This is a genomic window from Cedecea sp. VD22 (assembly GCF_037150195.1).
Lineage (GTDB): Bacteria > Pseudomonadota > Gammaproteobacteria > Enterobacterales > Enterobacteriaceae > Cedecea.
This window is the reverse complement of the sequence record NZ_JBBCPX010000025.1, coordinates 1-26,658: the sequence shown is the minus strand read 5'-3', so window position 1 is coordinate 26,658 and position 26,658 is coordinate 1. Positions and strand designations below refer to the sequence as shown.

Below are 26,658 nucleotides of genomic sequence, written 5' to 3'. Positions count from 1 at the left end.
ATTAAAACTGTTTATAAAATCAGTAGTCACTCTTCAAGACTTGATATTTGTTTGCATCCGAAGATGCTGAGATATCAATCCTGCGAGTGCCCACACAGATTGTCTGATAAATTGTTAAAGAGCAGTGAGTTAGGCGCTTTCGCTTGCTAACTCGAGGTGGCGTATATTACGCTTTCCTCTTTCAGAGTCAACCCCGATTTTCAGGATTTTTTCTCTTTATCGAACCGGCTAATTTGTGAAGTGATTCACTGTGCCGTCTCGATGGAGGCGCATTATAGGGATCCCACTTTTTAGCACAAGTACTTTTTCGATCTTTTTTTCTGAATGTTTAGTTTTCACTCTTTTCGCTGAGATCCTGTTCGATCTGCCCTCTTTATCGCCCTTACTCCCTTGCCATTGCTCAAGAAAGCGGCCACAGTCTATTTCTGTAATGAATTTCCCTGAGGTGTTTATGTCTGCGGTACTGCGTGCTTTTCAAAAAACTTTCCCTCAACTCGATGAACGAGTCATGGTTGATCCCACCAGCGTGGTCATTGGTGACGTAAAACTGGCGGATGATGTCAGTATCTGGCCGTTAGTTGCTATTCGAGGGGACGTAAACACCGTGACAATTGGAGCACGCACCAACATCCAGGATGGCAGCGTGCTTCATGTTACCCATAAGTCCTCTTATAAACCTGAAGGGAACCCGCTGATCGTTGGTGAAGATGTGACGGTGGGCCATAAGGTAATGCTGCACGGCTGCACGATCGGCAATCGCGTCTTGGTTGGAATGGGGTCGATCCTATTGGATGGAGTAGTAGTAGAAGATGATGTGATGATTGGTGCCGGTAGCCTGGTCCCCCAGAACAAGCACCTGGAAAGCGGCTTTCTCTATTTAGGCAGTCCGGTGAAACAGATTCGCCGCCTGACTGAAGCGGAGCTGGCCGGATTAACCTACTCCGCTAACAATTATGTGCGCTGGAAAGATGAGTATCTGGCTCAGGATAGCCAGTACCACCCTTGATTGCCTTCCTGCTCACTTTCTATCAGGCCTTCGGCTTCTTCTTCAAGATCCCAACGATATTCCCGAAATAAAGAAAGCCACTCTTCGGCGCCATTGCCGCCGAAGCGGCTGGCAATGGCCAATGAGCTTATCGCGCACTCAACCTGGAACCCCTGCACCAGCGCAGGAAAACGGATAGCCTGCCGCTCTTCATCCCAGACTTCACGATCCGGGAACTGAATGGCCTGGTTCACGCCGCCATTTCTCTTTTCAACGCCTCAATAACTGGCGCGACATCTGGCATGACGCCGTGCCAAAGCATAAAAGCGTGTGCAGCCTGCCCCACCAGCATGCCAAGACCATCCGCGTAAGACACTACACCGTGACTCGTGGCCCAGTTCAAGAATGGCGTCAGCCCTTTCTGGTAAAACATGTCGTAGCAACTTACACGGTGGGAAAGGAGAGAAACCGGCAGCGCAGGGATCTCACCGCCAATCCCGCTGGACGTGGCGTTGATCAGTAAATCGAATTCATGCCCCTCGAGCTGATCCATTGCCACGGCGTTAACACTTCCCGTATGGCTGAATAAATCAGCTAGTTCTGCCGCTTTGGCAAACGTACGGTTGGTTATCGTGACCGCACAATCTAATGATAACAAGGGCAACAGTACACCACGCGCTGCGCCGCCGGCCCCCACCAGCAGAATACGATCGCCGGGTTTGATCAGTTTCAAACGTTCAAGATCGCTCAACAAGCCAATACCATCCGTATTGTCTCCAAGCAAACGTCCATCTTCCTGGCGCTTGAGCGTATTGACCGCACCTGCCAGCGCCGCCCGCTCTGTTAGCTCGTCTGCACGAGTAAAAGCTTGTTCTTTAAAAGGGACGGTGACGTTGGCTCCCCTTCCTCCTTTATTGAAGAAGGCTTCAAGTGTTTCAGCAAAAGTGTCTAACGGAGCAAGCACGCGTCCATAAGGATGTTCAATTCCCAATTGTTCTGCGAAAAGGCGATGAATAAGAGGAGATTTGCTGTGCTGAATAGGGTTACCAAAGACGGCGAAAGTTTCCATAATTACCCCTGACGGAAGAGTTCGCCGGTTAAGGCATCGCGTATTTCTGAAGGATTAAGCCGCCCACCGGTATCCCCCATAAGTACAGGGAAACTTTGGCCAAACTGCTGCTGAACTTCTTCCGAACTGCGACACGGAGGCAAGCCCGTAAGGTTCGCACTGGTAGACACCAGAGGCTTACCGTAGGCAAGACATAGCTCTTTCACAAGCGGATGATTGGTCACACGCACCGCCAAAGAATCAAAACGCCCGGTCAGCCACTTTGGGGTGGAAGGCAAAGCCGGGAAAACAAACGTCACCGGGCCAGGCCAGTTTGCAAACACCACCGAAAGCTGTGCTTCATTAAGCGCAGCGGCATCAATATAAGGTTTCAACTGCTCAAAATTGGCGGCGATAAGGATAAGTCCCTTCTCTACCGGACGCTGTTTCAGCTCAAGCAGGCGAGTAACTGCGAGTTCACTATCGGGATCGCAACCAACGCCAAAGACGGCTTCGGTTGGGTAGGCGATGACTTGTTCTTCTTTCAGGGCCGCTACGATCTGCGCGAGCTGGCCTTCAGGCAGGTTATTATTCACTGGCTTGTTCCGTCGTTACCGGCTTTCCACATTGTTTATTGGCGCAGAAACGTTTCACGCCCTGAGCCGTTTTCTTTTCAATAAGCAGCGGATACTGACATTCAGAGCAGATACCCGCTACCGGTTTAACATTAATGACAAACTGACAGTCCGGGTAGCTGTTACAGGACCAGAACGTTTTCCCGTAGCGAGAACGACGCTGAACCAGTTGCCCTTTTTGGCATTGGGGGCACGCTATTGCCGTCTCATCGGGTTTATCAATGATTTCCGTGTGTTCGCATTCAGGGTAATTGCTGCAGCCGATAAACATGCCAAACCGCCCCTGACGTAGCACGAGCGTCGACTGACATACCGGGCATTGCTGGCCATCAAGTACTTTAACAATATGCCCATCAGCCTGGCTCTTTAACGGGCGAACATAATCGCATTCCGGGTAATGGGAACAGCCCAAAAATGGGCCGTGTTTACCGGAACGTATTGCTAACTCTGCCCCGCATTGGGGGCAGGGTTCATTTTTTGGCACCGAGAACAGTGCTGACTTGGCCATAACATCTCATGCTGCAACTTAATTTAGTGCAGCATACCTTCATTTGCCTCGAAGAGTAATTCTTCCATTTGCTGGTAGGCGTTTTCACACCCCGGAATGTTGAACAGCACCATCAGTACAACCCACTTCAGATCTTCCAGTTCGAATTCTGCTGTGTCCAGCGCCAGCACGCGCTCAATCACCATTTCGCGGGTTTCGAGATTTAACACCTGAATCTGTTCAAGGAACAGTAAAAAGCCCCGACAGTCTGCATCAAGCCGCTGGCTCTCTTCTGCGGTAAAAATACGCATAGAGAGAGGATCGGCAGCAAGCTGCATCGGTTCGGTCAAGCCATCCTGATAGTCGGCCAGCTTTTCAAGCCACACTAATGCGTTAAAAATGTCCTCACGATCAAAACCAGCGTCGGTGAGATCGCTCGTCAGCTTATCCTGATCAACGCGCATTTCTGCTTCGCTGTGGATGTAGGTTTCAAATAAGTACATTAGTACGTCGAACATGGCATGCCCTCCTCAATCGGACATAGCCGCCGGGTACAGCTGCGATCCATCCTGCTAACTCCAGTTCGAGTAACTGAGCTACCGTCTCTGGCACAGGTTGGCCGGCACGTTCAGCGACGACGTCAACAGGTGTAACCTCATCTCCTACGTTAGCCAACAGATGGGGAAATGGCAATGCGCCGTCCTGTTGATTTGGCGAATATATTGACACATTGTGCGAAGCGGGAAGCCAATGGAGTTCAGAGGCGAGATAATCAAGGATATCCTGCGGACTTCGTACTAGATTAGCCCCTTGCTGAATAAGCCAGTGTGGGCCATCGCTCCCAGGACTGCCTACCGTACCGGGCAGAGCAAATACCTCTCTTCCCTGTTCAACGGCATAGCGGGCAGTCACCAGGGATCCACTTCGTTCACCGGCTTCTACGACAAAAACGGCTCTACTCAGCCCACTGATGACACGATTACGCCACGGAAAGTTCGAGGGCCAGGGCGTACAGGAAAGGGGAAACTCGGATAGCACTGCCCCTTCTTGCTCGAGAATTTGCCGGGCTAACATCGCATGACGTTTAGGATGAACGCTGCCTAATCCATTCCCCAACACAGCAATGGTTTTACCCTTGACTCTCAGTGCCGCACGGTGCGCCACCCCATCAATGCCCAATGCCAACCCGCTGGTTATCACCAGTCCAGACTGTGCAAGCGCTTCGCAGAACTGCCGGCAAAAGCGCTCGCCGTAATCTGACAGGTTGCGACTACCGACAACTGCAAGCTGGTTCTGGCTGAGTAGCGAAGGTTCACCGGCAACAAACAGAGCGGCAGGATAATCATTTATGGCTCTGAGCTGCTCAGGATAAAGGGCGTCTTCCGCCGTCAGCAGATGGTGATTTGGCTTATCGAGCCAAAGAAGGCTAGCTTCAAGCTGGCGCTCATCGAATGCAGTAAATAATGCACATTCTCGGGCATTTAATCCCGCCGCGAGCAGACTCTCCCTTTCTACCCTTGGGCATCGTTCCAGGAAGTGGGCTATTTTTAGGAACTTATCCCCACTCAGCCCCTTAACAGCCATAAGACGTAGCCAAATCTCCATTATCTGCACTCAATCCCCCTGCCACAGGCCATCAAAGCAATCCTTGCGATTGGTCACTGATGCTGTCAATCAGCCGGGGAAATGTCTAGAATAGAGGGAATAATCCTTTCTACTACTGAACACAGCTCTGGAAATTTATGGCAGTTTTGCAAGTATTACATATTCCCGACGAGCGCCTTCGCAAAGTCGCTAAACCGGTTGAAGAAGTGAATGCGGACATTCAGCGTATCGTTGATGATATGTTCGATACTATGTACGCCGAAGAAGGCATTGGCCTGGCGGCTACGCAGGTAGATATTCACCAACGCATCATCGTGATTGATGTATCCGAGAACCGTGACGAACAGCTGGTGCTGATTAACCCGGAACTGCTGGAAAAAAGCGGTGAGACCGGTATTGAAGAAGGTTGTCTGTCCATCCCTGAACAGCGTGCGCTGGTACCTCGTGCGGAAAAAGTAAAAATTCGCGCGCTCGATCGTGACGGTAAAGCCTTTGAACTGGAAGCAGATGGCCTGCTGGCGATTTGTATCCAGCACGAAATGGATCATCTGGTCGGTAAACTGTTTATCGATTATCTGTCGCCGCTGAAACAGCAACGTATTCGCCAGAAAGTTGAAAAACTCGACCGTTTGAAAGCGAAAGCTTAAGGACAACAAACAACGTGTCAGATTCTCTGCGTATTATTTTTGCCGGAACCCCAGACTTCGCAGCGCGTCACCTTGACGCGCTGTTGTCTTCTCAGCACCAGGTCGTTGGTGTATTTACCCAACCAGATCGTCCGGCAGGCCGCGGTAAAAAACTCATGCCAGGCCCGGTAAAAGCGCTGGCAGAAGAGAAAGGAATTCCTGTCTTTCAGCCGGCTACGCTGCGTAAAGCGGAAAATCAGCAGTTGATTGCCGACCTCAACGCCGATGTTATGGTGGTGGTTGCATATGGCCTGATTTTGCCTCAGCCGGTACTCGATATGCCTCGCCTGGGCTGCGTAAATGTTCATGGTTCACTGCTGCCGCGCTGGCGTGGTGCGGCACCGATCCAACGTTCTTTGTGGGCCGGGGATGCTGAAACTGGCGTCACCATTATGCAAATGGATATCGGTCTCGATACCGGCGACATGCTGTATAAACTCTCTTGTCCGATTGAGGCAGAAGACACCAGCGGAACCCTCTACGATAAGCTAGCAGGGCTGGGTCCTAAAGGCCTTCTGGACACGCTGGAACAGCTAACCAACGGTACCGCTACGCCGGAGGTTCAAGACGAAGCGCTGGTGACCTATGCTGAGAAACTCAGCAAAGAAGAAGCCCGCATCAACTGGAACCTTTCTGCCGTTCAACTGGAACGCTGTATCCGTGCTTTTAACCCATGGCCAATGAGCTGGCTGGAAATCGACGGGCAGCCGCTAAAAGTCTGGCGCGCGTCGGCGATCAGCACCCAGACAAATTCAGCACCGGGCACCATTCTGGCCACCAGTAAACAAGGTATCCAGGTTGCGACCGCCGAGGGCATTCTGAATCTTGAAGAACTGCAGCCTGCAGGTAAAAAAGCCATGAAAGCGCAGGACCTACTGAACTCACGCCGTGAATGGTTTGAACCTGGTACAGTCCTCTCCTGATAAAGCCGCATTTATACGCCCAGGGTAACCTGGGCATTTTTGTTTATAGCGCTGGAAAAACCAGAGCACGATAATGAAAAAAACACTGAATCTTCGCAGCCTGGCTGCCCAAACAATTGAACAAGTTGTCGAGCAAGGACAATCATTAAGTAATGTACTGCCTGGGGTACAGCAGAAAGTGTCTGATAAAGACAGAGCCCTGCTGCAGGAGCTGTGCTTCGGCGTGCTGCGTACCCTTCCGCAGCTGGACTGGTTGGTTGGCAAACTCATGTCACGCCCGATGACTGGAAAGCAGCGCACAATCCATTACTTAATTATGGTCGGCATCTATCAGCTTCTGTATACCCGTATTCCTGCGCATGCTGCGCTGGCTGAAACCGTTGAAGGTGCCATCGCGATTAAGCGCCAGGCTTTTAAGGGCTTAATCAATGGCGTACTACGTCAGTTCCAGCGCCAGCAAGAAAACCTGATGGCAGAAGCTGCTAAGCATGAAAGCCGTTTTCTGCACCCGGCCTGGCTGCTGCAGCGTTTGAAAAAAGCTTACCCGGACTGCTGGGAATCCATTGTCGATGCTAATAACCAGCGCCCTCCAATGTGGCTGCGCGTAAATCGCCAGCACCATACGCGTGAAGCATGGATGGCTTTGCTGGCTGAGGCTGGTCTGGAAGGCCATATACATCCCAAATACCAGGATGCTGTTCGCCTTGATTCACCCGCCCCCGTTCAGGCATTACCTGGTTTTGAGCAAGGCTGGGTGACCGTGCAGGATGCTTCAGCTCAGGGCAGCGTCGATCTTTTAGATCCGCAAAACGGTGAAACTATTCTGGATCTTTGTGCCGCACCGGGCGGTAAGACAACGCATATTCTGGAAGCGGCCCCGAATGCAAAAGTGATGGCCGTCGACGTTGACACCCAGCGCCTGAAACGCGTGCATGAAAATCTTGAACGCCTTGGCATGAAAGCAGAAGTAAAACAGGGAGACGGCCGTTTCCCTGCTCAGTGGTGTGGCGAAACTAAGTTTGACCGTATTTTGCTTGATGCGCCATGCTCAGCAACCGGCGTTATTCGTCGCCATCCAGACATCAAATGGCTGCGTCGCGACAGGGATATCGCAGAACTCGTTGCTTTGCAGAAAGAGATTCTGGATGCTATCTGGCCTCACCTTAAAACCGGCGGGACGCTTGTCTATGCCACTTGTTCTATTCTCCCCGACGAGAATAAGGATCAGGTGAGCGCGTTTCTGGCGCGTCATGCCGATGCCAAACTGGTAGAAACCGGTGACAATAAGGCTCCGGGCATTCAAAATCTGCCTGCAGCAGACGACGGTGACGGCTTCTATTACGCTAAGCTAATTAAGAGCTGACTCCCTGCAGGGTGAGTCATAAGTTTCATCACTCGTGAAGCGATAAACGATGAAAATAATCATTCTGGGTGCGGGCCAGGTCGGCGGCACTCTGGCAGAAAATCTGGTCGGTGAAAACAACGATATTACCGTCGTCGATACTAACCAGGCCCGCCTGCGCAGCCTGCAGGACAAGTTTGACCTCCGCGTAGTCCAGGGCCACGGCTCTCATCCCCGCGTACTTCGTGAAGCAGGGGCCGATGACGCAGACATGCTGGTCGCAGTCACCAGCTCTGACGAAACGAACATGATCGCATGTCAGGTCGCTTATTCGCTGTTTAATACACCGAACAGAATTGCCCGCATTCGAGCCCCCGATTATGTTCGCGATGCAGAAAAACTGTTCAATGCAGAAGCCGTTCCCATTGATCACCTGATTGCTCCTGAGCAGTTGGTTATCGACAATATTTACCGCCTGATTGAGTACCCGGGGGCACTTCAGGTCGTGAATTTTGCCGAAGGGAAAGTTAGCCTGGCAGTAGTAAAAGCCTACTATGGTGGTCCGCTGGTGGGTAATGCACTTTCCACCATGCGCGAACATATGCCGCACATCGATACTCGTGTCGCAGCCATTTTCCGTCACGACCGCCCTATTCGCCCGCAGGGTTCAACCATTGTTGAAGCCGGTGATGAAGTCTTCTTTATTGCCGCGTCACAAAATATCCGTGCGGTAATGAGCGAGCTTCAGCGCCTCGAAAAACCTTACAAGCGCATCATGCTGGTGGGCGGCGGCAATATCGGCGCAGGTTTAGCGCATCGTCTCGAGAAAGATTACAGCGTAAAACTGATCGAGCGCGATCAGCAGCGAGCTTCTGAACTTGCAGAAATGCTGCAAAATACCATCGTATTTTATGGTGACGCCTCAGATCAGGAACTGTTAGCAGAGGAACATATCGATCAGGTTGATCTCTTTATTGCGGTCACCAACGATGATGAAGCTAACATCATGTCGGCCATGCTGGCTAAGCGAATGGGCGCCAAAAAAGTCATGGTCCTCATACAGCGTAATGCCTATGTCGATTTAGTGCAGGGGAGCGTGATTGATATTGCGATTTCACCTCAGCAGGCAACCATTTCTGCTCTGCTCGGACATGTGCGTAAAGCCGATATTGTTGGCGTTTCATCTCTTCGCCGTGGCGTTGCAGAAGCCATTGAGGCCGTGGCTCATGGAGATGAAAGCACCTCTCGCGTTGTGGGTCGAGTCATCGATGAGATTAAACTGCCGCCTGGCACGATCATTGGTGCGGTTGTACGTGGCAATGATGTGATGATTGCCAACGACAACCTTCGTATAGAACAGGGCGATCACGTCATTATGTTCTTAACGGATAAGAAATTTGTCAGCGATGTCGAACGCCTGTTCCAGCCAAGCCCATTCTTCCTCTAAACTCATCAGAGCAGAAATATTTTCTGCTCTGTTTCTTCATAAAAAAACCATTTTAAAATTATGGAATTAACAAAAAATTCTTATTTCTTGTAGCAATGGAAATTAAGATAACCTTTGTTAGAATTATTACTGTCAGCCGGCACAAGGAGAGATTAATGAGTATTTTAAAAGAGTTTCGCGAATTCGCGATGCGCGGGAACGTTGTTGATTTGGCAGTAGGTGTGATTATTGGCGCAGCATTCGGGAAGATTGTTTCCTCCCTGGTAGCGGATATTATTATGCCACCACTGGGTTTGCTGATTGGTGGCGTTGATTTTAAACAGTTTGCTTTAACATTGCGTGATGCCCAGGGTGATGTTCCTGCGGTAGTTATGCACTACGGCGTATTTATTCAGAATATTTTTGACTTCGTGATTGTCGCGTTTGCCATCTTCATGGCCATCAAAGTGATCAATAAACTGAATCGTAAAAAAGCGGAAGAGCCTGCCGCACCTCCGGCACCGTCTAAAGAGGAAGTTCTGCTGAGCGAGATTCGTGACCTGCTGAAAGAGCAGAACCAACGGAATTAATACTGGTTATTAAAAGCAGAAAGCCAGTGGTAAAAAAGCGAATTGCTTGTTTGCCACTGGCCTCCCAGTTACCTCTCTTACCGTGTTTCTCATTTCTCTGATAACTGCCTTTCCCTTTCTTATTCTTCTCAACTCTTTGCCTGAACAGTGGGTCATGTAATAGCGCTTCAATGGCGTTATCTTTAATTTGCCCTTTTTGATGGCGATATTTGGTGCTCATAGTTACTCCAGATGGGTTAAACGATCGCCGCGAGTCTATGCCTGAGCCTGTAAAAGATCAAGCGGCTATTTTTTGCTGCTTGCTCCCTGTTCCAGCGCTTCAAGGATAGAACAATAAACGCTACTGTGTGCACTGCCACAACAAGCATCATTCAGACGCTGCAGCGAGCGCCGCATATTCTGCAATTCTTTGATTTTAGACTCAACCTCACTCAACCGGCTCTGCACAATCCCTTTCGATTCCTGGCAAGTATGATGCTCAGGATCGATACGGATCGATAAAAGCTCCCGGATGGCCTCAAGCGTGAAACCAAGTTGCTTAGCGTAACGAATGAATTTAAGACGCTGAAGATCGCTGTCGCTATACAGGCGAAAACCACCTTCAGTTCGCACTTCGTGATCCATCATGTTTTGCTTTTCGTAGTAACGAATAGTATCCGGCGTCACATCCGCCAGTTTTGCCAGTTCACCTATACGAAACATCACCTTTCCTCATCGATATGCTGCATCAATTTTACGGCATACTCACCACGTAAGAAGTCGGTGCTTATACCCGCCTGTCGGAGCTTAAGCTCAAGCAGTGCGAGCTTTTTACCGATCGCCTGATATTCCTCGCTCTGAATATGCACCGTTTTTAGCAGATCAACCAGCTCAATGGCATCCTTCCGCTGCTGCATCTCTGCCGGCAAGCAACCTGCATTTTTTAGCAGACGGTATCCGGCACGGAGCTCGGGAGGAACATGACTGTCATCGTCGAGCAATATAGGCTCACCGCTACCGACTAGCCCCTCGAACTCTCCGTTTCGCTGCGCATCAAGAATATGCCGTTCTGCCCATTGATCAAGCAACCACATAGCGACCTCAAAATTATCGGGAGTAATACAAGAATACGGGGAAAAGAGAGAAGGGGATATTCTGGATATAAAAAAACCGGGCAAGCCCGGTTTTTCTACGTTACTACAGATTACTCTGCAGCAGCTTCTGTTTGAGACTCGGCGCGATCAACCAGCTCGATGTAAGCCATCGGAGCATTGTCACCAGCACGGAAGCCACACTTCAGAATACGAGTGTAACCACCTGCACGGCTCGCGAAACGCGGACCCAGTTCATTAAACAGTTTTGCCACGATCTCGTTATCACGAGTGCGGGCGAATGCCAGACGACGATTAGCAACGCTGTCAGTCTTGGCAAGAGTAATCAGCGGCTCAACTACGCGACGCAGCTCTTTCGCTTTAGGCAGGGTCGTCTTGATGATCTCATGACGAACCAGTGAACCTGCCATGTTGCGGAACATAGCCTGGCGATGGCTGCTGTTGCGGTTCAGTTGACGACCACTCTTACGATGGCGCATGACCTTATCCTTCTCAGTAAAACCTTAACCTGTGATCCGGTTACTCGTCAGCAATGCTTGCTGGTGGCCAGTTTTCCAGGCGCATGCCCAGAGACAAACCACGAGAAGCCAGCACGTCTTTAATCTCAGTAAGAGATTTTTTACCCAGGTTAGGCGTTTTGAGCAGCTCAACCTCGGTACGCTGTACCAGATCACCGATATAGTGGATAGCTTCTGCCTTAAGGCAGTTAGCAGAGCGGACAGTCAATTCCAGATCGTCAACAGGGCGCAGCAAGATCGGATCGAATTCTGGTTTCTCTTCTTTAACTTCCGGCTGACGTACATCACGTAGGTCAACGAAAGCTTCAAGTTGTTCTGCCAGAATGGTCGCCGCACGACGAATCGCCTCTTCAGGATCGATTGTGCCGTTGGTTTCCATTTCGATGACCAGCTTGTCCAGGTCGGTACGCTGTTCTACACGCGCGGCTTCAACATTGTAGGCAATACGCTCTACAGGGCTGTAGCAGGCGTCGACCAGCAGACGGCCGATTGGGCGCTCATCTTCTTCCGAATGAATTCGGGTAGAAGCCGGCACATAACCGCGACCGCGCTGAACTTTGATACGCATGCTAATAGCAGCGTTCTCATCGGTCAGGTGGCAGATCACATGCTGCGGCTTGACGATTTCGACATCACCATCATGGGTGATATCGGCTGCGGTCACAGGGCCAATGCCAGATTTATTCAGGGTAAGGATAACTTCATCTTTACCTTGAACTCTTACCGCCAGCCCTTTCAGGTTGAGCAGGATTTCCAGGATATCTTCCTGAACGCCTTCTTTGGTGCTGTACTCGTGCAGTACACCATCAATCTCAACCTCAGTCACCGCGCAACCCGGCATCGACGAAAGCAGAATACGGCGCAGTGCGTTACCAAGAGTATGGCCAAAGCCACGCTCTAACGGCTCAAGGGTCACCTTGGCGTGCGTCGAACTCACTTGCTCGATATCTACCAGGCGTGGTTTTAGAAACTCTGTCACAGAACCCTGCATTGTGTCCTCTCTTTGGTACTAAGCTTTACTTGGAGTAAAGCTCGACGATCAGGTGTTCGTTAATGTCCGCAGACAGATCGGTACGCTCAGGCTTACGCTTGAACACACCTTCCATCTTGGCAGCATCAACTTCCAGCCAGGTTGGCTTTTCACGCTGCTCAGCCAGCTCCAGAGCGGCCTTAACGCGAGATTGCTTTTTGGCTTTCTCACGGATGCTGACTACGTCATTCGGAGTTACCTGATAAGAAGCGATGTTAACAACGCGACCATTTACCATGATAGCTTTATGGCTAACCAGCTGACGTGCTTCTGCACGAGTAGCGCCGAAGCCCATACGGTAAACAACGTTGTCCAGACGGCCTTCCAGCAGAGCCAACAGGTTTTCACCGGTGTTGCCTTTCAGACGAGCTGCTTCTTTATAATAGTTACGGAACTGACGCTCCAGCACACCGTAGATACGGCGAACTTTCTGCTTTTCACGCAACTGCACACCATAGTCAGACAGACGCGGTTTACGCGCACCGTGCTGGCCAGGAGCTTGTTCAATTTTACACTTGGTATCGATCGCGCGAACGCCAGACTTAAGGAATAAGTCGGTGCCCTCACGACGGCTCAGCTTGAGCTTAGGACCCAAATATCTTGCCATTTTCTTTCTCCAACAATCCTAGAAAACGGACGCGTTATACGCGACGTTTTTTCGGCGGACGACAACCGTTATGAGGGATTGGAGTCACATCAGTAATATTAGTGATGCGGAAACCAGCGGCGTTCAGAGCACGAATAGTTGATTCGCGGCCTGGGCCAGGACCCTTAACCATAACTTCCAGGTTCTTGATACCGTATTCTTTCACGGCTTCTGCGCAACGCTCTGCTGCAACCTGAGCTGCAAACGGAGTGGATTTGCGAGAACCACGGAAACCGGAACCACCGGCAGTTGCCCAACCCAACGCATTACCCTGACGATCGGTAATAGTAACGATGGTGTTGTTGAAAGAAGCATGGACATGAGCCACGCCGTCAGAGACTGTTTTTCTTACACGTTTACGTGCACGAATTGGTGCCTTTGCCATTATTCAATCACCCCGATTATTTCTTGATCGGTTTGCGCGGACCCTTACGGGTACGTGCGTTGGTCTTAGTACGCTGACCGCGCACTGGCAGACCACGACGATGACGCAAACCGCGATAGCAACCAAGGTCCATCAGACGCTTGATGCTCATGCTCACTTCACGGCGCAGATCACCTTCAACGACAAATTTGGCAACTTCGTCACGCAGCGTGTCGATTTGTTCTTCAGACAGCTCACTGATCTTAACATCTTCAGCGATACCCGCCGCAGCGCAAATGGCCTTGGAGCGAGTCTTGCCGACACCGTAGATCGAGGTTAACGCGATCACGGCGTGTTTTTGATCAGGAATGTTAATGCCTGCTATACGGGCCACTATGCACTCCTACTATTTAGATTATGCGTCCCATGCCGAAAAGCCCGTTTTCAGGATACTCAAATGGAAACGCATAGACATACAAAAGATTGGCTGGCTAATCTAGCCAGCTCAACCCAACTTTGCAAGAAAAATATGCGAGATAATCAGCCTTGACGCTGTTTATGCTTCGGCTCTACGCTGCAAATCACGCGAATAACACCGTCACGCTTAACGATTTTGCAGTTACGACATAATTTCTTGACGGAAGCACGAACTTTCATTTTTACTCTCCGTAACTTCTCAAGCGACGATTAACGGCCGTAGCCTTTCAGGTTCGCTTTCTTCAATGCAGACTCGTACTGACTTGACATCATCAGAGTTTGCACTTGAGCCATAAAGTCCATGATAACGACAACAACGATCAGCAGTGAGGTCCCACCGAAGTAGAACGGCACTTTCATTGCATCGCGCATGAACTCCGGGATTAGGCAGATAAAGGTAATGTACAACGCACCAACCAGAGTCAGGCGGGTCATTACTTTATCGATGTACTTCGCCGTTTGTTCTCCCGGACGAATTCCTGGTACAAATGCACCGGACTTCTTCAGGTTATCTGCTGTTTCACGCGGGTTGAAGACCAACGCCGTGTAGAAGAAACAGAAGAAGATGATTGCAGACGCATAGAGTAACACATAAAGCGGTTGCCCAGGCTGCAAATACAGCGAAATTGTTGTCAGCCAGTTCCAACCGGTACCGCCCCCGAACCATGACGCGATGGTCGCCGGGAACAGAATAATACTGGAGGCGAAGATCGCAGGGATAACCCCGGCCATGTTCACTTTCAGCGGTAAATGTGTGCTCTGCGCAGCATAGACACGACGACCCTGTTGACGTTTAGCGTAGTTGACCACAATGCGGCGCTGGCCACGCTCAACAAAAACAACGAAGAAGGTCACTGCAAATACTAATACTGCAACCAACAGCAACAGGAGGAAGTGCAGGTCGCCTTGCCTTGCTTGCTCGATGGTATGGCCAATGGCCGGCGGAAGTCCCGCAACGATACCCGCGAAGATTATGATTGAGATACCGTTACCGATACCACGTTCAGTAATCTGTTCACCCAGCCACATCAGGAACATTGTCCCGGTGACAAGACTTACAACAGCGGTGAAATAGAATGCAAAGCCTGGGTTTAACACCAGGCCCTGCATACCAGGCATATTCGGTAAACCGGTAGCAATACCGATTGACTGGAATATTGCCAGCACCAGAGTGCCGTAACGGGTGTACTGGCTAATCTTACGACGACCAGATTCCCCTTCTTTCTTCAGCTCTGCCAACGCGGGATGAACCACGGTAAGCAGTTGAATGATGATCGATGCCGAAATGTACGGCATGATACCCAGCGCGAAGATAGAAGCACGGCTGAGAGCACCACCAGAGAACATGTTAAACATCTCAATGATGGTGCCTCGCTGTTGCTCAAGCAGTTTGGCAAGTACAGCGGCATCAATACCAGGGATCGGAATAAAAGAGCCAATACGAAACACAATCAGCGCACCGATAACAAACATCAGTCTGCGTTTCAGCTCGCCGAGGCCGCCTTTAGCACTTTGAAAATCTAATCCCGGTTGTTTTGCCATCTGCTACTTATTCCTCGATTTTACCGCCAGCAGCTTCGATAGCAGCACGAGCGCCTTTGGTCACACGCAGGCCGCTAACAGTTACCGGACGAGTTACCTCACCAGACAGGATCACTTTCGCGAACTCGATCTGAATACCGATAATGTTTGCTGCTTTCAGCGTGTTCAGGTCAACTACGTCGCCTTCAACTTTCGCCAGATCGGACAGACGAACTTCTGCCGTGATCATTGCTTTGCGAGAGGTGAAACCGAATTTCGGCAGACGACGGTACAACGGCATCTGACCACCTTCGAAACCACGACGTACGCCACCACCAGAACGAGAGTTCTGACCTTTGTGACCACGACCGCCGGTTTTACCGAGGCCAGAACCGATACCACGACCCAGACGCTTGGAAGCGTGCTTAGACCCTTCGGCCGGAGACAGAGTATTTAAACGCATCTCTTACTCCTCAACTTTAACCATGTAGGAAACCGCGTTGACCATACCGCGTACAGCAGGAGTATCCTCGCGCTCTACGGTGTGGCCAATACGACGCAGACCCAGGCCAAGCAGCGTTGCCTTGTGTTTCGGCAGACGACCGATTGCACTGCGGGTTTGAGTGATTTTAATAGTCTTTGCCATGGTCAATTACCCCAGAATTTCTTCAACGGATTTACCACGCTTGGCAGCGACCATTTCTGGAGATTTCATATTCGCCAGGCCATCGATAGTTGCACGAACCACGTTAATCGGGTTAGTGGAACCATACGCTTTAGCCAGGACGTTATGAACACCAGCGACTTCCAGGACGGCGCGCATTGCACCACCGGCGATGATACCGGTACCTTCGGAAGCCGGCTGCATGAACACGCGGGAACCTGTGTGCACGCCTTTAACAGGGTGCTGCAGGGTGCCGCTGTTCAGCGCGACGTTAATCATGTTGCGACGGGCTTTTTCCATCGCTTTCTGGATCGCTGCTGGAACTTCACGCGCTTTACCGTAACCAAAACCAATACGACCGTTACCGTCGCCTACCACTGTCAGAGCAGTGAAGGAGAAAATACGACCGCCTTTAACGGTTTTAGATACGCGATTTACCGCGATCAGCTTTTCCTGCAGTTCGCCAGCTTGTTTTTCGATGTGAGACATCTTACACCTCTACCTTAGAACTGAAGGCCAGCTTCACGGGCAGCATCTGCCAGTGCCTGGACACGACCATGATATTGGAAACCAGCACGGTCAAAAGCAACAACGGTGATGCCTTTTTCCAGAGCGCGCTCAGCAACAGCTTTACCTACAGCTGCAGCGGCGTCTTTGTTTCCAGTGTACTTCAGTTGCTCAGTGATAGCTTTTTCTACAGTAGATGCAGCTACCAGAACTTCAGAACCATTTGGAGCAATTACCTGTGCGTAAATATGACGCGGGGTACGATGTACCACCAGGCGAGTTGCACCCAGCTCTTTGAGCTTGTGACGTGCGCGGGTCGCACGACGGATACGAGCAGATTTCTTATCCATAGTGTTACCTTACTTCTTCTTAGCCTCTTTGGTACGCACGACTTCGTCGGCGTAACGGACACCCTTGCCTTTGTAAGGCTCAGGACGACGGTAGGCGCGCAGATCAGCTGCAACCTGACCGATCATCTGCTTATCAGCGCCTTTCAGCACGATTTCAGTTTGAGTCGGACATTCAGCAGTGATACCCGCAGGCAGCTTATGCTCAACAGGGTGAGAGAAGCCCAGGGCTAAATTCACCACGTCGCCTTTAACGGCTGCACGATAACCTACACCAACCAGCTGCAGCTTCTTAGTGAAGCCTTCGGTAACACCGACAACCATTGCGTTCAACAGCGCACGAGTGGTACCCGCTTGGGCCCACGCGTTTGCAAAGCCTTCGCGCGGAGCGAAAGTCAGAGCATTTTCAGCGTGTTTAACTTCAACAGCATCGTTGATAGTACGAGTCAGCTCGCCGTTTTTACCTTTGATCGAAATAACCTGACCGTTGAGTTTTACCTCTACGCCTGCAGGAACAACGACCGGTGCTTTAGCAACACGAGACATTTTATTCCTCCAATTACGCTACGTAGCAGATAATTTCGCCACCAAGACCAGCCTGGCGCGCTGCACGATCAGTCATAACACCTTTAGAGGTAGAAACGACAGCAATACCCATGCCGGCCATAACTTTAGGCAGCTCATCTTTTTTCTTATAGATGCGCAGGCCTGGGCGGCTGACTCGCTGAATGCTCTCTACCACAGCCTTGCCCTGGAAATACTTAAGAGTCAGTTCCAGTTCAGGCTTGATGTCGCCTTCAATTTTAAATTCTTCAATATAACCTTCTTCCTTCAGCACGTTGGCGATTGCCACTTTCAGCTTGGAGGAAGGCATGGTGACCGCAACTTTGTTCGCGGCCTGACCGTTACGGATACGGGTCAGCATATCCGCGATCGGATCTTGCATGCTCATCTGTCTCTACTCCCGTGATTCAATTGGTGACAATTACCAGCTAGCCTTTTTCAAGCCAGGTACTTCACCGCGCATGGCGGCTTCACGTAACTTGATACGGCTCAACCCGAACTTGCCCACATAACCATGTGGACGACCAGTCTGGCGGCAGCGTTTACGCTGACGGGACGGGCTGGAATCACGCGGCAGAGTTTGCAGCTTGAGAACAGCGTTCCAACGGTCTTCGTCGGTCGCGTTCACATCAGAAATGATAGCTTTCAGTTCTGCGCGTTTAGCGAAGAATTTTTCAGCCAAAGCAACGCGCTTTACTTCGCGTGCTTTCATTGATTGCTTAGCCATGAAGTAACCCTACCTTACTTGCGGAACGGGAAGTCAAAGGCAGCCAGCAGAGCACGGCCTTCATCATCAGATTTCGCAGTAGTGGTAATGGTAATATCCAAACCACGGACGCGATCGACTTTGTCGTAATCGATTTCTGGGAAGATGATCTGCTCACGGACACCCATGCTGTAGTTACCACGACCGTCGAAAGACTTAGCGGACAGGCCACGGAAGTCACGGATACGAGGTACAGCAATAGTGATCAGACGCTCAAGGAACTCCCACATGCGTTCGCCACGCAGAGTTACTTTACAGCCGATCGGATAGCCCTGACGGATTTTGAAGCCTGCAACAGATTTGCGTGCTTTGGTGATCAACGGCTTTTGACCGGAGATTGCTGTCAGATCAGCTGCTGCGTTATCCAGCAGTTTCTTGTCAGCGATCGCTTCACCAACACCCATGTTCAGGGTGATCTTCTCGACCCGAGGGACTTGCATGACAGAATTGTAGTTAAACTCAGTCATGAGTTTCTTAACTACTTCGTCTTTGTAGTAATCATGCAGTTTCGCCATCGTACTACTCCAAATTACTTGATAGTTTCGCTGTTAGACTTGAAGAAACGGACTTTTTTGCCGTCTTCGAATCTAAAGCCTACACGGTCAGCCTTGCCGGTTGCCGCGTTGAAGAGAGCAACGTTAGAAACCTGAATTGCAGCTTCTTTTTCAACGATGCCGCCTGGTTGGTTCAGGGCCGGAACCGGCTTCTGATGTTTCTTAACCAGGTTGATACCTTCAACAATGACCTTGCCGGAAGACAGGACATTTTTTACTTTACCGCGCTTACCTTTATCTTTACCGGTTAACACGATAACTTCGTCATCACGACGGATTTTCGCTGCCATGATTCGCTCCTTAGAGTACTTCTGGTGCCAGAGAGATAATTTTCATGAACTTCTCATTACGCAGTTCACGAGTTACCGGCCCAAAAATACGCGTGCCGATTGGCTGCTCACTGTTATTATTTAAAATAACGCATGCATTGCCATCGAAGCGAATGACAGAACCGTCCGGGCGACGAACACCCTTCTTGGTGCGCACCACTACCGCTTTCAGCACATCGCCTTTCTTCACCTTACCGCGAGGAATTGCTTCCTTGATGGTAATTTTGATGATGTCGCCGACGCCTGCGTAGCGACGGTGCGAGCCACCCAGAACCTTGATACACATTACGCGACGTGCGCCGGAGTTGTCGGCCACGGTCAGCATAGTCTGTTCTTGGATCATTTCAGTGCTCCGCTAATGTCAACTACTACTTCGGGACCTGGAAATCAGGTCGTTAAAAAGCCCCATAAACGAGGGCGCGGCATTATAACACCGGTTCCAGGATATGGGTAGAAAAAATAAACGGCTCATCGCTGAGCCGTTTATTTGTTTGAGAAAGGGTACTGTATTACAGAACCGCTTTCTCTACAACGCGAACCAGCGTCCAGGACTTAGTCTTGGACAGCGGACGGCATTCGCGGATTTCAACCACGTCACCGATACCGCATTCGTTGTTCTCGTCATGTACGTGCAGTTTGGTCGTACGCTTGATGAATTTCCCGTAGATCGGGTGCTTCACAACACGTTCGATGGCAACAACAATGGATTTCTCCATTTTGTCGCTGACAACGCGACCTTGCAGAGTACGGATTTTATCGGTCATTACGCACCCGCCTTCTGAGTCAGTAAAGTCTTAACACGTGCAACATCACGACGAACCTGCTTCAGCAGGTGAGTCTGTTGCAGCTGGCCACTTGCAGCCTGCATGCGCAGATTGAACTGCTCACGCAGCAGGTTCAGCAGCTCGGTGTTCAGCTCTTCGACGCTCTTTTCACGCAGCTCTTTTGCTTTCATTACATCACCGTCTTAGTTACAAAGGTGGTTTTGATAGGCAGTTTTGCTGCTGCCAGCTTGAAGGCTTCACGGGCCAGCTCTTCAGGTACGCCGTCCATTTCATACAGGACTTTACCTGGCTGGATCAAGGCAACCCAATACTCCACGTTACCTTTACCTTTACCCATACGCACTTCAAGCGGCTTTTCGGTGATCGGTTTGTCCGGGAATACACGGATCCAGATCTTACCCTGACGCTTAACTGCACGGGTCATTGCACGACGTGCTGCTTCGATCTGACGGGCAGTCAGACGACCACGGCCAACAGCTTTCAGACCGAAAGTGCCGAAGCTAACATCCGTACCCTGCGCCAGACCACGGTTGCGGCCTTTGTGCACTTTACGGAATTTTGTACGCTTTGGTTGTAACATCAGCGACTCTCCTTACTTACGGCCTTTACGCTGCTGCTTTTTAGGTTGAGCAGCCGGTTCCGGTTGTTCAACAGCAGCCATACCACCCAGGATCTCACCTTTGAAGATCCATACCTTAACGCCGATTACACCATAAGTGGTGTGCGCTTCAGAGGTGTTGTAGTCGATGTCAGCACGCAGAGTGTGCAACGGCACGCGACCTTCACGGTACCATTCGGTACGTGCGATCTCGGCGCCGCCCAGACGGCCGCTAACTTCAACTTTGATACCTTTAGCGCCCAGACGCATTGCGTTCTGTACAGCACGCTTCATCGCACGACGGAACATCACACGACGCTCCAGCTGAGAAGTGATGCTGTCAGCAACCAATTTTGCGTCCAGTTCAGGTTTACGAACTTCGGCGATATTGATCTGTGCAGGAACGCCAGCGATATCCGCTACGACCTTGCGCAGTTTTTCTACGTCTTCACCTTTCTTACCGATAACGATACCTGGGCGAGCGGTGTGAATGGTCACACGGATGCTCTTAGCAGGACGCTCGATAACGATACGAGATACAGACGCCTTAGCCAGTTCCTTAGTCAGGTACTGACGTACTTTAAAATCGCTGTCCAGGTTGTCAGCGAATTCTTTGGTGTTCGCAAACCAGGTTGAGTTCCATGGTTTTACAATACCCAGGCGAATACCATTAGGATGTACTTTCTGACCCATTGCTAGTCTCCAGAGTCTCAGCGATCGGACACAACCACAGTAATGTGGCTGGTGCGCTTCAGGATGCGATCTGCACGACCTTTTGCACGAGGCATAATGCGCTTCATGCTAGGGCCTTCGTCTACGAAGATTTTCGCGACTTTCAGATCGTCAATGTCAGCGCCATCGTTGTGTTCAGCGTTAGCAATGGCAGATTCCAGTACTTTCTTAACCAATACAGCCGCTTTCTTATTGGTGTAGGTCAGAATATCCAGAGCCTGCGACACTTTCTTACCGCGAATCAGGTCAGCAACAAGGCGAACCTTCTGAGCAGAAGAACGAGCATGGCGATGTTGAGCTAAAGTTTCCATCTCTTCCTCCTACCTTATTTCTTCTTCGCTTTTTTATCAGCAGCGTGGCCGCGATAAGTACGAGTCGGTGCGAATTCACCCAGTTTGTGACCGACCATTTCGTCGGAAACAAAGACTGGAACGTGCTGACGACCATTATGGACAGCGATGGTCAAACCGATCATGTTAGGAAAGATCGTTGAACGACGGGACCAAGTGCGCAGGGGCTTCTTGTCACCGCTTTCCACCGCTTTCTCTACCTTCTTCAGCAAGTGCAGGTCAATAAAAGGACCTTTCTTGAGAGAACGTGGCATGGCTTATCCTCTAAAATTATTTGCTACGGCGACGTACGATAAATTTATCAGTACGCTTGTTGCTGCGGGTCTTCTTACCTTTGGTCTGAACGCCCCACGGGGATACCGGGTGCTTACCAAAGTTACGACCTTCACCACCACCATGTGGGTGATCGACTGGGTTCATCGCGGTACCGCGAACGGTAGGACGAACGCCACGCCAGCGAGCAGCACCTGCTTTACCCAGAACGCGCAGCATATGCTCAGCGTTGCCAACTTCGCCCAGGGTAGCGCGGCAGTCAGCTTCGACTTTACGCATTTCACCGGAGCGCAGGCGCAGGGTAACGTAAGCACCATCACGAGCAACGATCTGCACGTAGGTACCAGCGGAACGAGCCAGCTGACCGCCTTTACCTGGTTTCATTTCTACGTTATGAACGGTAGAACCAACCGGGATATTGCGCATCGGCAGGGTGTTACCCGCTTTGATTGCAGCATCAACGCCAGACTGAATCTGGTCGCCAGCTTTCAGGCCTTTAGGGGCCAGGATGTAACGGCGTTCGCCATCTTTGTACAGAACCAGCGCGATGTTCGCGGAACGGTTCGGATCGTACTCAAGACGTTCAACAACTGCCGGGATACCATCTTTGTTGCGTTTAAAGTCAACAATACGGTATGCCTGCTTGTGACCACCACCGATATGACGGGTAGTGATACGACCATTGTTGTTACGGCCACCGGATTTGCTGTTTTTTTCCAGCAACGGAGCAAAAGGCTTGCCCTTGTGCAGCTCAGGGTTAACCACTTTAACTACGTGGCGACGACCCGGAGATGTCGGTTTACATTTAACAACTGCCATTGTCTTTCTCCTCCGACTTACTCAGCGCCGCCGACGAAGTCCAGATTCTGGCCTTCCTTCAGGGTGACGTAAGCTTTTTTCCAGTCGCTACGACGACCAACACGCTGTCCGTGACGTTTAGTTTTCCCTTTAACTACCAGGGTGTTAACGTCTTTTACTTCAACTTCGAACAGCTTCTGTACAGCAGCAACGATCTCTGCTTTGGTCGCGTCAGTCGCAACTTTGAGTACGATGGTGTTGGTTTTTTCCATCGCGGTAGACGCTTTTTCAGATACGTGCGGCGCGCGCAGTACTTTCAGCAGACGTTCTTCACGGATCATGCCAGCATCTCCTCAACTTGCTTAACTGCTTCCGCAGTCATAACGACTTTGTCGAAGGCGATCAGGCTAACTGGGTCGATTGCAGCTACATCGCGCACGTCAACCTTATGCAGGTTACGAGCAGCCAGGAACAGATTCTCATCCAGTTCACCGGTCACGATCAGCACATCTTCCAGAGCCATATCTTTCAGTTTCTGAGCAAGCAGCTTGGTTTTCGGTGCTTCAACAGAGAACTGCTCAACAACGATCAGACGATCCTGACGTACCAGTTCGGACAGGATGCTTTTCAGCGCGCCGCGGTACATCTTTTTGTTAACTTTTTGACTGTGGTCCTGCGGGCGAGCAGCGAAGGTTACGCCACCGGAACGCCAGATCGGGCTCTTGATAGAACCAGAACGCGCACGGCCGGTACCTTTCTGGCGCCACGGCTTTTTGCCGGAACCAGTTACTTCAGCACGGGTCTTCTGAGCACGAGTACCCTGACGGGCGCCTGCTGCATAAGCAACAACAACCTGGTGTACCAGCGCTTCGTTGAAGTCACGACCGAAGGTAGTTTCGGAAACAGTCAGCGCGCTTTGCGCGTCTTTCAATACTAATTCCATTGCTATCCCCTTACGCCTTCACAGCTGGTTTAACGATCAGGTCGCTACCGGTTGCACCCGGGACCGCACCTTTCACCAGCAGCAGGTTGCGCTCAGCGTCAACACGTACTACGTCCAGGCTCTGAACAGTGACACGTTCGTTACCCAGCTGGCCTGCCATTTTCTTGCCTTTGAACACTTTGCCCGGAGTCTGGTTCTGACCGATAGAACCCGGAACGCGGTGAGACAAGGAGTTACCGTGGGTAGCGTCCTGGGTACGGAAGTTCCAGCGCTTAACGGTACCTGCGAAACCTTTACCTTTAGAGGTACCGGTTACGTCAACTTTTTTAACGTCAGCAAACAGTTCAACGCTAATGTCCTGACCTACGGTGAACTCTTCGCCTTCAGCAAGACGGAATTCCCACAGACCACGGCCAGCTTCAACGCCAGCTTTAGCGAAGTGACCAGCTTCCGGCTTGGTTACACGGTTAGCTTTTTTAGCACCAGTGGTCACCTGAACAGCACGGTAGCCGTCGTTAGCCAGGTCTTTAACCTGAGTAACACGGTTTGCTTCTACTTCGATTACGGTTACTGGGATAGAAACGCCGTCTTCAGTGAAGATACGGGTCATACCCACTTTTTTACCGACTAAACCAATCATTGTTTCAACCTCTCAATCGTCAATGACCTGATTAACCCAGGCTGATCTGCACGTCTACACCGGCAGCCAGATCCAGACGCATCAGAGCATCAACGGTTTTCTCAGTTGGCTCAACGATGTCAACCAGACGCTTGTGAGTGCGGATCTCGTACTGATCACGCGCGTCTTTGTTGACGTGCGGGGAGATCAGAACGGTAAAGCGCTCTTTGCGGGTCGGCAGCGGGATCGGACCACGGACTTGCGCACCAGTGCGCTTAGCAGTCTCGACGATTTCCGCAGTTGATTGATCGATCAGACGATGATCAAACGCTTTAAGGCGGATACGGATTCTTTGGTTCTGCATGAGACCAGAGCTCCAATTATTTTATAGACGAAAAAAATTACTACTCACATCCATTACGATTGATGGAGGAGTGTAATCGTTCATACATAGTCCCCCAATTGGGGACATTGTTTGATAGCAACTGAATTGCTTCGACTGACTGCTATCAGGGTTCATATTGAACCAGCGGTCTATTAAGACAGCCCGCGCATTATACGGGTTTCAAGGCAGCTTGCAAGTCATATGGGTTGAAATTTCACCGGCATCCTGCATTTAGTGAGTTTCATGCCTTACCTTCCCTATATCTTCGAGGCATTGCGCATTATCACACGCCAAATTAGAAGGTTGATAGGTTTAGCCAGCACACCCGCGTAGCATCCGAGGGCTTAATCCTCAGCGGGATAAAAAGATGATACTGACCGACTTACAGATCGCCTGGCTACTCCCCGTCGCTGCGTTGCTCTATTTTTGCCTGGCTCTGGCGCTAAGCTTAAGTGATTTCAAAACCATGCTTCTACCAGACAGACTTACCCTACCCTTACTGTGGCTGGGATTGTTGTTTCATAGTCTGGTTAACCCCCACCATGTTCATCATGCCGTATTCGGCGCGATAGCCGGCTACCTCTTCCTGTGGGTTATCTTTCAAGTATTCCGTTATGCTACCGGCAAAGAAGGATTAGGTTATGGTGATTTCAAACTGCTGGCGGCAATTGGAGCCTGGAGCTACTGGCAGCATCTGCCTGTCATCGTCGCTTTGGCATCTTCCCTGGGGATCGCTTATGCCGGAATACTTTATCTGATCGGGTACCGTGACAGCGCTGAAATGCCTTTTGGCCCCTGGCTTGCGCTCTCAGGATGGGGGAATTTTTGCTGGCAGGTATTTGGATAAGGTTTCAAAGAAGACAGAGGGAAATCCCTCTGCCTTGATCATACGGGGTTACTCTTCGCGTATCTGGGCCTGCAGGTAGTTCTGAATGCCCAGCTTCTGAATGAGGTCCAGTTCCGTTTCGAGCCAGTCGATATGGCCTTCTTCATCGGCCAGAATTTCGATCATCAGGTCACGGCTAACATAATCATGCACTTTATCGGCATAGGCGATGGCTTCACGCAAATCCTTTGCACCATCCAGTTCCAGCCTCAGGTCAGAGCGAAGCATTTCTTCGACATCCTCCCCAATACCCAGCTTGCCGAGGTCCTGCAGATTTGGAATGCCTTCGAGGAAGAGAATACGTTCGATGTACTTATCGGCGTGCTTCATTTCATCGATGGACTCGTGGTACTCAACGTCGTTCAGACGTTTTAATCCCCAGTTTTTGAACATGCGGGCATGCAGAAAATACTGGTTAATTGCGACAAGCTCGTTTCCCAATAATTTATTGAGATAATTTATTATCTTAACATCACCTTTCATTTTGACATCCTCCGCTTCCACTTATTGAAGCGTAGATGTCACAGGGTGTAAGTCAAAAAAATGAGCGTGTTTTAAGCGATCTCTTTAAATTCCGGGATCTGCATCAGTTCGTCTTGCATGATTTCACGCGCCTGTCGAACGCACTTCCCGCACTGATTTCCCACCGGGATAAACTTTCTAAGTTGCTGAAAAGACTGCGGGTGATGTTGTCGCACCGCCTGACGAATTGTCTTATCGCTTACACCGTTACACAAGCAAACGTACATGATCACTCCCGCTCAAAAACTGCGCAAATTGTAAATGAGAATGATTGGCTTTACAAGGAGTACGGCGGGGCAGAAGACAGAGAATGGTAATCAAATGCAAAAACTGATGCCAACTGCAGTAAGCGATCGCTTTCACTGGCAAACAGCAAAGTTCAAACATAAAAAAGGGCATCCTAAGATGCCCTTTTCACTATTGCATTAAAGTATCAGAGGATTAGCTCAGAACTTTTGCAACAACACCAGCGCCAACGGTACGGCCGCCTTCACGGATTGCGAAACGCAGACCGTCGTCCATCGCGATTGGGTGAATCAGGGTAACAACCATTTTGATGTTGTCGCCTGGCATTACCATCTCTACGCCTTCTGGCAGTTCGATGGTACCGGTCACGTCAGTTGTACGGAAGTAGAACTGTGGACGGTAGCCTTTGAAGAACG

General features: G+C 50.5%; 46 protein-coding genes and 1 pseudogene. 7 read left to right on the top strand and 40 right to left on the bottom strand.

Going from position 1 to position 26,658, the window contains the following annotated elements:
• Positions 1-451 precede the first annotated feature (451 nt).
• Positions 452-1,006: a gamma carbonic anhydrase family protein gene (locus tag WFK85_RS22855; RefSeq protein WP_008457228.1), complete on the top strand. Its 555-nt coding sequence runs from the start codon at positions 452-454 to the stop codon at positions 1,004-1,006.
• Here WFK85_RS22855 and WFK85_RS22850 read toward each other — a convergent pair.
• The 6 genes from WFK85_RS22850 to dprA are packed head-to-tail and all read right to left on the bottom strand — an operon-like array spanning position 982 to position 4,760.
• Entirely contained in the window at positions 982-1,239 is a 258-nt protein-coding gene (locus WFK85_RS22850; RefSeq protein ID WP_336709767.1) for a DUF1488 domain-containing protein, read from the bottom strand. The genes WFK85_RS22855 and WFK85_RS22850 overlap by 25 nt on opposite strands.
• Positions 1,236-2,054, bottom strand: a complete 819-nt coding sequence (gene aroE / locus WFK85_RS22845) for a shikimate dehydrogenase (RefSeq protein ID WP_166995990.1) — start codon at positions 2,052-2,054, stop codon at positions 1,236-1,238. The genes WFK85_RS22850 and aroE overlap by 4 nt, the downstream gene beginning before the upstream one ends.
• Positions 2,055-2,056: 2 nt before the next feature.
• Entirely contained in the window at positions 2,057-2,629 is a 573-nt protein-coding gene (gene tsaC / locus WFK85_RS22840) for an L-threonylcarbamoyladenylate synthase type 1 TsaC (protein ID WP_166879808.1), read from the bottom strand.
• Positions 2,622-3,176, bottom strand: coding sequence for a DNA topoisomerase family protein (locus WFK85_RS22835; RefSeq protein ID WP_008457218.1), 555 nt, complete (start codon positions 3,174-3,176; stop codon positions 2,622-2,624). Before WFK85_RS22835 ends, tsaC begins: the two co-directional genes overlap by 8 nt.
• A 23-nt stretch (positions 3,177-3,199) precedes the next feature.
• On the bottom strand, positions 3,200-3,673 hold the full coding sequence (gene smg / locus WFK85_RS22830; RefSeq protein ID WP_008457217.1) for a DUF494 family protein Smg: 474 nt from the start codon (positions 3,671-3,673) through the stop codon (positions 3,200-3,202).
• Positions 3,645-4,760 (bottom strand): DNA-protecting protein DprA, encoded by a 1,116-nt coding sequence (dprA, locus tag WFK85_RS22825; protein WP_442892346.1) that lies wholly within the window; start codon positions 4,758-4,760, stop codon positions 3,645-3,647. Before dprA ends, smg begins: the two co-directional genes overlap by 29 nt.
• A 137-nt stretch (positions 4,761-4,897) precedes the next feature.
• Between dprA and def the strand changes: the two genes are divergently transcribed.
• From def to mscL, 5 genes are all read left to right on the top strand, one after another.
• Positions 4,898-5,407 (top strand): peptide deformylase, encoded by a 510-nt coding sequence (def, locus tag WFK85_RS22820; protein ID WP_039288271.1) that lies wholly within the window; start codon positions 4,898-4,900, stop codon positions 5,405-5,407.
• Between the two features lie 14 nt (positions 5,408-5,421).
• The gene (fmt, locus tag WFK85_RS22815; protein WP_166995992.1) at positions 5,422-6,369 is read left to right on the top strand and encodes a methionyl-tRNA formyltransferase; all 948 of its coding nucleotides are present in this window, start codon (positions 5,422-5,424) and stop codon (positions 6,367-6,369) included.
• Between the two features lie 73 nt (positions 6,370-6,442).
• Positions 6,443-7,732, top strand: a complete 1,290-nt coding sequence (gene rsmB / locus WFK85_RS22810) for a 16S rRNA (cytosine(967)-C(5))-methyltransferase RsmB (protein ID WP_336709773.1) — start codon at positions 6,443-6,445, stop codon at positions 7,730-7,732.
• Positions 7,733-7,781: 49 nt separating this feature from the next.
• Positions 7,782-9,158 carry a Trk system potassium transporter TrkA gene (gene trkA / locus WFK85_RS22805; protein ID WP_008457209.1) on the top strand — a complete coding sequence of 459 codons (1,377 nt, stop codon included), beginning with the start codon at positions 7,782-7,784 and terminating at the stop codon, positions 9,156-9,158.
• Between the two features lie 155 nt (positions 9,159-9,313).
• Positions 9,314-9,727 carry a large-conductance mechanosensitive channel protein MscL gene (gene mscL, locus WFK85_RS22800; RefSeq protein WP_008457207.1) on the top strand — a complete coding sequence of 138 codons (414 nt, stop codon included), beginning with the start codon at positions 9,314-9,316 and terminating at the stop codon, positions 9,725-9,727.
• Here mscL and WFK85_RS22795 read toward each other — a convergent pair.
• The 31 genes from WFK85_RS22795 to rpsJ all read right to left on the bottom strand — a co-directional run bounded on the left by WFK85_RS22795 (position 9,663) and on the right by rpsJ (position 24,567).
• On the bottom strand, positions 9,663-9,947 hold the full coding sequence (locus WFK85_RS22795) for an alternative ribosome-rescue factor A (protein WP_166879791.1): 285 nt from the start codon (positions 9,945-9,947) through the stop codon (positions 9,663-9,665). The genes mscL and WFK85_RS22795 overlap by 65 nt on opposite strands.
• A gap of 65 nt (positions 9,948-10,012) precedes the next feature.
• Entirely contained in the window at positions 10,013-10,429 is a 417-nt protein-coding gene (gene zntR, locus WFK85_RS22790; RefSeq protein ID WP_008457203.1) for a Zn(2+)-responsive transcriptional regulator, read from the bottom strand.
• Positions 10,429-10,800: a DUF1992 domain-containing protein gene (locus tag WFK85_RS22785; protein WP_336709775.1), complete on the bottom strand. Its 372-nt coding sequence runs from the start codon at positions 10,798-10,800 to the stop codon at positions 10,429-10,431. Before WFK85_RS22785 ends, zntR begins: the two co-directional genes overlap by 1 nt.
• Before the next feature lie 110 nt (positions 10,801-10,910).
• The gene (gene rplQ / locus WFK85_RS22780) at positions 10,911-11,297 is read right to left on the bottom strand and encodes a 50S ribosomal protein L17 (RefSeq protein ID WP_008457198.1); all 387 of its coding nucleotides are present in this window, start codon (positions 11,295-11,297) and stop codon (positions 10,911-10,913) included.
• Between the two features lie 40 nt (positions 11,298-11,337).
• Positions 11,338-12,327: a DNA-directed RNA polymerase subunit alpha gene (locus WFK85_RS22775; RefSeq protein ID WP_008457196.1), complete on the bottom strand. Its 990-nt coding sequence runs from the start codon at positions 12,325-12,327 to the stop codon at positions 11,338-11,340.
• Positions 12,328-12,352: 25 nt separating this feature from the next.
• Positions 12,353-12,973, bottom strand: a complete 621-nt coding sequence (gene rpsD / locus WFK85_RS22770; RefSeq protein ID WP_008457194.1) for a 30S ribosomal protein S4 — start codon at positions 12,971-12,973, stop codon at positions 12,353-12,355.
• A gap of 34 nt (positions 12,974-13,007) precedes the next feature.
• On the bottom strand, positions 13,008-13,397 hold the full coding sequence (rpsK, locus tag WFK85_RS22765) for a 30S ribosomal protein S11 (protein ID WP_008457192.1): 390 nt from the start codon (positions 13,395-13,397) through the stop codon (positions 13,008-13,010).
• Between the two features lie 16 nt (positions 13,398-13,413).
• Complete coding sequence (gene rpsM, locus WFK85_RS22760; RefSeq protein ID WP_008457189.1) at positions 13,414-13,770, bottom strand: 30S ribosomal protein S13; 357 nt, start codon at positions 13,768-13,770, stop codon at positions 13,414-13,416.
• A 146-nt stretch (positions 13,771-13,916) separates the two neighbouring features.
• On the bottom strand, positions 13,917-14,033 hold the full coding sequence (gene rpmJ, locus WFK85_RS22755; protein WP_008457187.1) for a 50S ribosomal protein L36: 117 nt from the start codon (positions 14,031-14,033) through the stop codon (positions 13,917-13,919).
• Between the two features lie 30 nt (positions 14,034-14,063).
• Positions 14,064-15,395 carry a preprotein translocase subunit SecY gene (secY, locus tag WFK85_RS22750; RefSeq protein WP_008457186.1) on the bottom strand — a complete coding sequence of 444 codons (1,332 nt, stop codon included), beginning with the start codon at positions 15,393-15,395 and terminating at the stop codon, positions 14,064-14,066.
• A 7-nt stretch (positions 15,396-15,402) separates the two neighbouring features.
• Positions 15,403-15,837, bottom strand: coding sequence for a 50S ribosomal protein L15 (gene rplO / locus WFK85_RS22745; protein ID WP_008457184.1), 435 nt, complete (start codon positions 15,835-15,837; stop codon positions 15,403-15,405).
• Between the two features lie 3 nt (positions 15,838-15,840).
• Entirely contained in the window at positions 15,841-16,020 is a 180-nt protein-coding gene (rpmD, locus tag WFK85_RS22740) for a 50S ribosomal protein L30 (RefSeq protein WP_004846568.1), read from the bottom strand.
• A 6-nt stretch (positions 16,021-16,026) separates the two neighbouring features.
• On the bottom strand, positions 16,027-16,527 hold the full coding sequence (gene rpsE / locus WFK85_RS22735) for a 30S ribosomal protein S5 (RefSeq protein WP_008457179.1): 501 nt from the start codon (positions 16,525-16,527) through the stop codon (positions 16,027-16,029).
• 14 nt (positions 16,528-16,541) lie between these two features.
• Positions 16,542-16,895 carry a 50S ribosomal protein L18 gene (rplR, locus tag WFK85_RS22730; protein WP_008457177.1) on the bottom strand — a complete coding sequence of 118 codons (354 nt, stop codon included), beginning with the start codon at positions 16,893-16,895 and terminating at the stop codon, positions 16,542-16,544.
• A 9-nt stretch (positions 16,896-16,904) separates the two neighbouring features.
• Positions 16,905-17,438 carry a 50S ribosomal protein L6 gene (rplF, locus tag WFK85_RS22725; RefSeq protein ID WP_008457175.1) on the bottom strand — a complete coding sequence of 178 codons (534 nt, stop codon included), beginning with the start codon at positions 17,436-17,438 and terminating at the stop codon, positions 16,905-16,907.
• A 13-nt stretch (positions 17,439-17,451) separates the two neighbouring features.
• The gene (gene rpsH, locus WFK85_RS22720) at positions 17,452-17,844 is read right to left on the bottom strand and encodes a 30S ribosomal protein S8 (protein WP_008457173.1); all 393 of its coding nucleotides are present in this window, start codon (positions 17,842-17,844) and stop codon (positions 17,452-17,454) included.
• 33 nt (positions 17,845-17,877) lie between these two features.
• Complete coding sequence (gene rpsN / locus WFK85_RS22715) at positions 17,878-18,183, bottom strand: 30S ribosomal protein S14 (protein ID WP_008457171.1); 306 nt, start codon at positions 18,181-18,183, stop codon at positions 17,878-17,880.
• A gap of 14 nt (positions 18,184-18,197) precedes the next feature.
• Positions 18,198-18,737, bottom strand: coding sequence for a 50S ribosomal protein L5 (rplE, locus tag WFK85_RS22710; RefSeq protein WP_008457169.1), 540 nt, complete (start codon positions 18,735-18,737; stop codon positions 18,198-18,200).
• A 14-nt stretch (positions 18,738-18,751) separates the two neighbouring features.
• Positions 18,752-19,066, bottom strand: a complete 315-nt coding sequence (gene rplX, locus WFK85_RS22705) for a 50S ribosomal protein L24 (protein WP_007724317.1) — start codon at positions 19,064-19,066, stop codon at positions 18,752-18,754.
• Between the two features lie 10 nt (positions 19,067-19,076).
• Positions 19,077-19,448: a 50S ribosomal protein L14 gene (rplN, locus tag WFK85_RS22700; RefSeq protein WP_008457164.1), complete on the bottom strand. Its 372-nt coding sequence runs from the start codon at positions 19,446-19,448 to the stop codon at positions 19,077-19,079.
• A 166-nt stretch (positions 19,449-19,614) separates the two neighbouring features.
• Positions 19,615-19,869, bottom strand: coding sequence for a 30S ribosomal protein S17 (rpsQ, locus tag WFK85_RS22695; RefSeq protein ID WP_008457160.1), 255 nt, complete (start codon positions 19,867-19,869; stop codon positions 19,615-19,617).
• Positions 19,869-20,060: a 50S ribosomal protein L29 gene (gene rpmC, locus WFK85_RS22690; protein WP_008457158.1), complete on the bottom strand. Its 192-nt coding sequence runs from the start codon at positions 20,058-20,060 to the stop codon at positions 19,869-19,871. Before rpmC ends, rpsQ begins: the two co-directional genes overlap by 1 nt.
• Positions 20,060-20,470 (bottom strand): 50S ribosomal protein L16, encoded by a 411-nt coding sequence (rplP, locus tag WFK85_RS22685; RefSeq protein ID WP_002438716.1) that lies wholly within the window; start codon positions 20,468-20,470, stop codon positions 20,060-20,062. The genes rpmC and rplP overlap by 1 nt, the downstream gene beginning before the upstream one ends.
• Before the next feature lie 12 nt (positions 20,471-20,482).
• On the bottom strand, positions 20,483-21,181 hold the full coding sequence (gene rpsC / locus WFK85_RS22680; protein ID WP_006817277.1) for a 30S ribosomal protein S3: 699 nt from the start codon (positions 21,179-21,181) through the stop codon (positions 20,483-20,485).
• 17 nt (positions 21,182-21,198) lie between these two features.
• The gene (gene rplV, locus WFK85_RS22675; RefSeq protein WP_002919773.1) at positions 21,199-21,531 is read right to left on the bottom strand and encodes a 50S ribosomal protein L22; all 333 of its coding nucleotides are present in this window, start codon (positions 21,529-21,531) and stop codon (positions 21,199-21,201) included.
• 14 nt (positions 21,532-21,545) lie between these two features.
• Positions 21,546-21,824 (bottom strand): 30S ribosomal protein S19, encoded by a 279-nt coding sequence (gene rpsS / locus WFK85_RS22670; protein WP_001138115.1) that lies wholly within the window; start codon positions 21,822-21,824, stop codon positions 21,546-21,548.
• Positions 21,825-21,840: 16 nt separating this feature from the next.
• The gene (gene rplB, locus WFK85_RS22665; RefSeq protein ID WP_008457150.1) at positions 21,841-22,662 is read right to left on the bottom strand and encodes a 50S ribosomal protein L2; all 822 of its coding nucleotides are present in this window, start codon (positions 22,660-22,662) and stop codon (positions 21,841-21,843) included.
• A 17-nt stretch (positions 22,663-22,679) separates the two neighbouring features.
• A complete protein-coding gene (gene rplW / locus WFK85_RS22660) occupies positions 22,680-22,982 on the bottom strand; it encodes a 50S ribosomal protein L23 (RefSeq protein ID WP_008457148.1) in 303 nt (100 codons plus the stop codon).
• The gene (gene rplD / locus WFK85_RS22655; RefSeq protein WP_008457145.1) at positions 22,979-23,584 is read right to left on the bottom strand and encodes a 50S ribosomal protein L4; all 606 of its coding nucleotides are present in this window, start codon (positions 23,582-23,584) and stop codon (positions 22,979-22,981) included. Before rplD ends, rplW begins: the two co-directional genes overlap by 4 nt.
• 10 nt (positions 23,585-23,594) lie before the next feature.
• Positions 23,595-24,224, bottom strand: coding sequence for a 50S ribosomal protein L3 (gene rplC / locus WFK85_RS22650; protein WP_006178923.1), 630 nt, complete (start codon positions 24,222-24,224; stop codon positions 23,595-23,597).
• A 31-nt stretch (positions 24,225-24,255) separates the two neighbouring features.
• Positions 24,256-24,567 (bottom strand): 30S ribosomal protein S10, encoded by a 312-nt coding sequence (rpsJ, locus tag WFK85_RS22645; RefSeq protein WP_001181005.1) that lies wholly within the window; start codon positions 24,565-24,567, stop codon positions 24,256-24,258.
• Between the two features lie 388 nt (positions 24,568-24,955).
• Here rpsJ and WFK85_RS22640 point away from each other — a divergent pair, with 388 nt between their 5' ends.
• Positions 24,956-25,435: a prepilin peptidase gene (locus tag WFK85_RS22640; RefSeq protein WP_336709782.1), complete on the top strand. Its 480-nt coding sequence runs from the start codon at positions 24,956-24,958 to the stop codon at positions 25,433-25,435.
• 48 nt (positions 25,436-25,483) lie between these two features.
• On the opposite strand, the gene bfr is transcribed toward WFK85_RS22640, so the two are convergent.
• The 3 genes and pseudogenes from bfr to tuf all read right to left on the bottom strand — a co-directional run.
• Positions 25,484-25,957, bottom strand: a complete 474-nt coding sequence (gene bfr / locus WFK85_RS22635) for a bacterioferritin (RefSeq protein WP_008457137.1) — start codon at positions 25,955-25,957, stop codon at positions 25,484-25,486.
• A gap of 71 nt (positions 25,958-26,028) precedes the next feature.
• Entirely contained in the window at positions 26,029-26,223 is a 195-nt protein-coding gene (bfd, locus tag WFK85_RS22630; protein WP_008457135.1) for a bacterioferritin-associated ferredoxin, read from the bottom strand.
• 214 nt (positions 26,224-26,437) lie between these two features.
• Positions 26,438-26,658, bottom strand: a pseudogene (gene tuf / locus WFK85_RS22625) (elongation factor Tu); the annotation flags it as partial.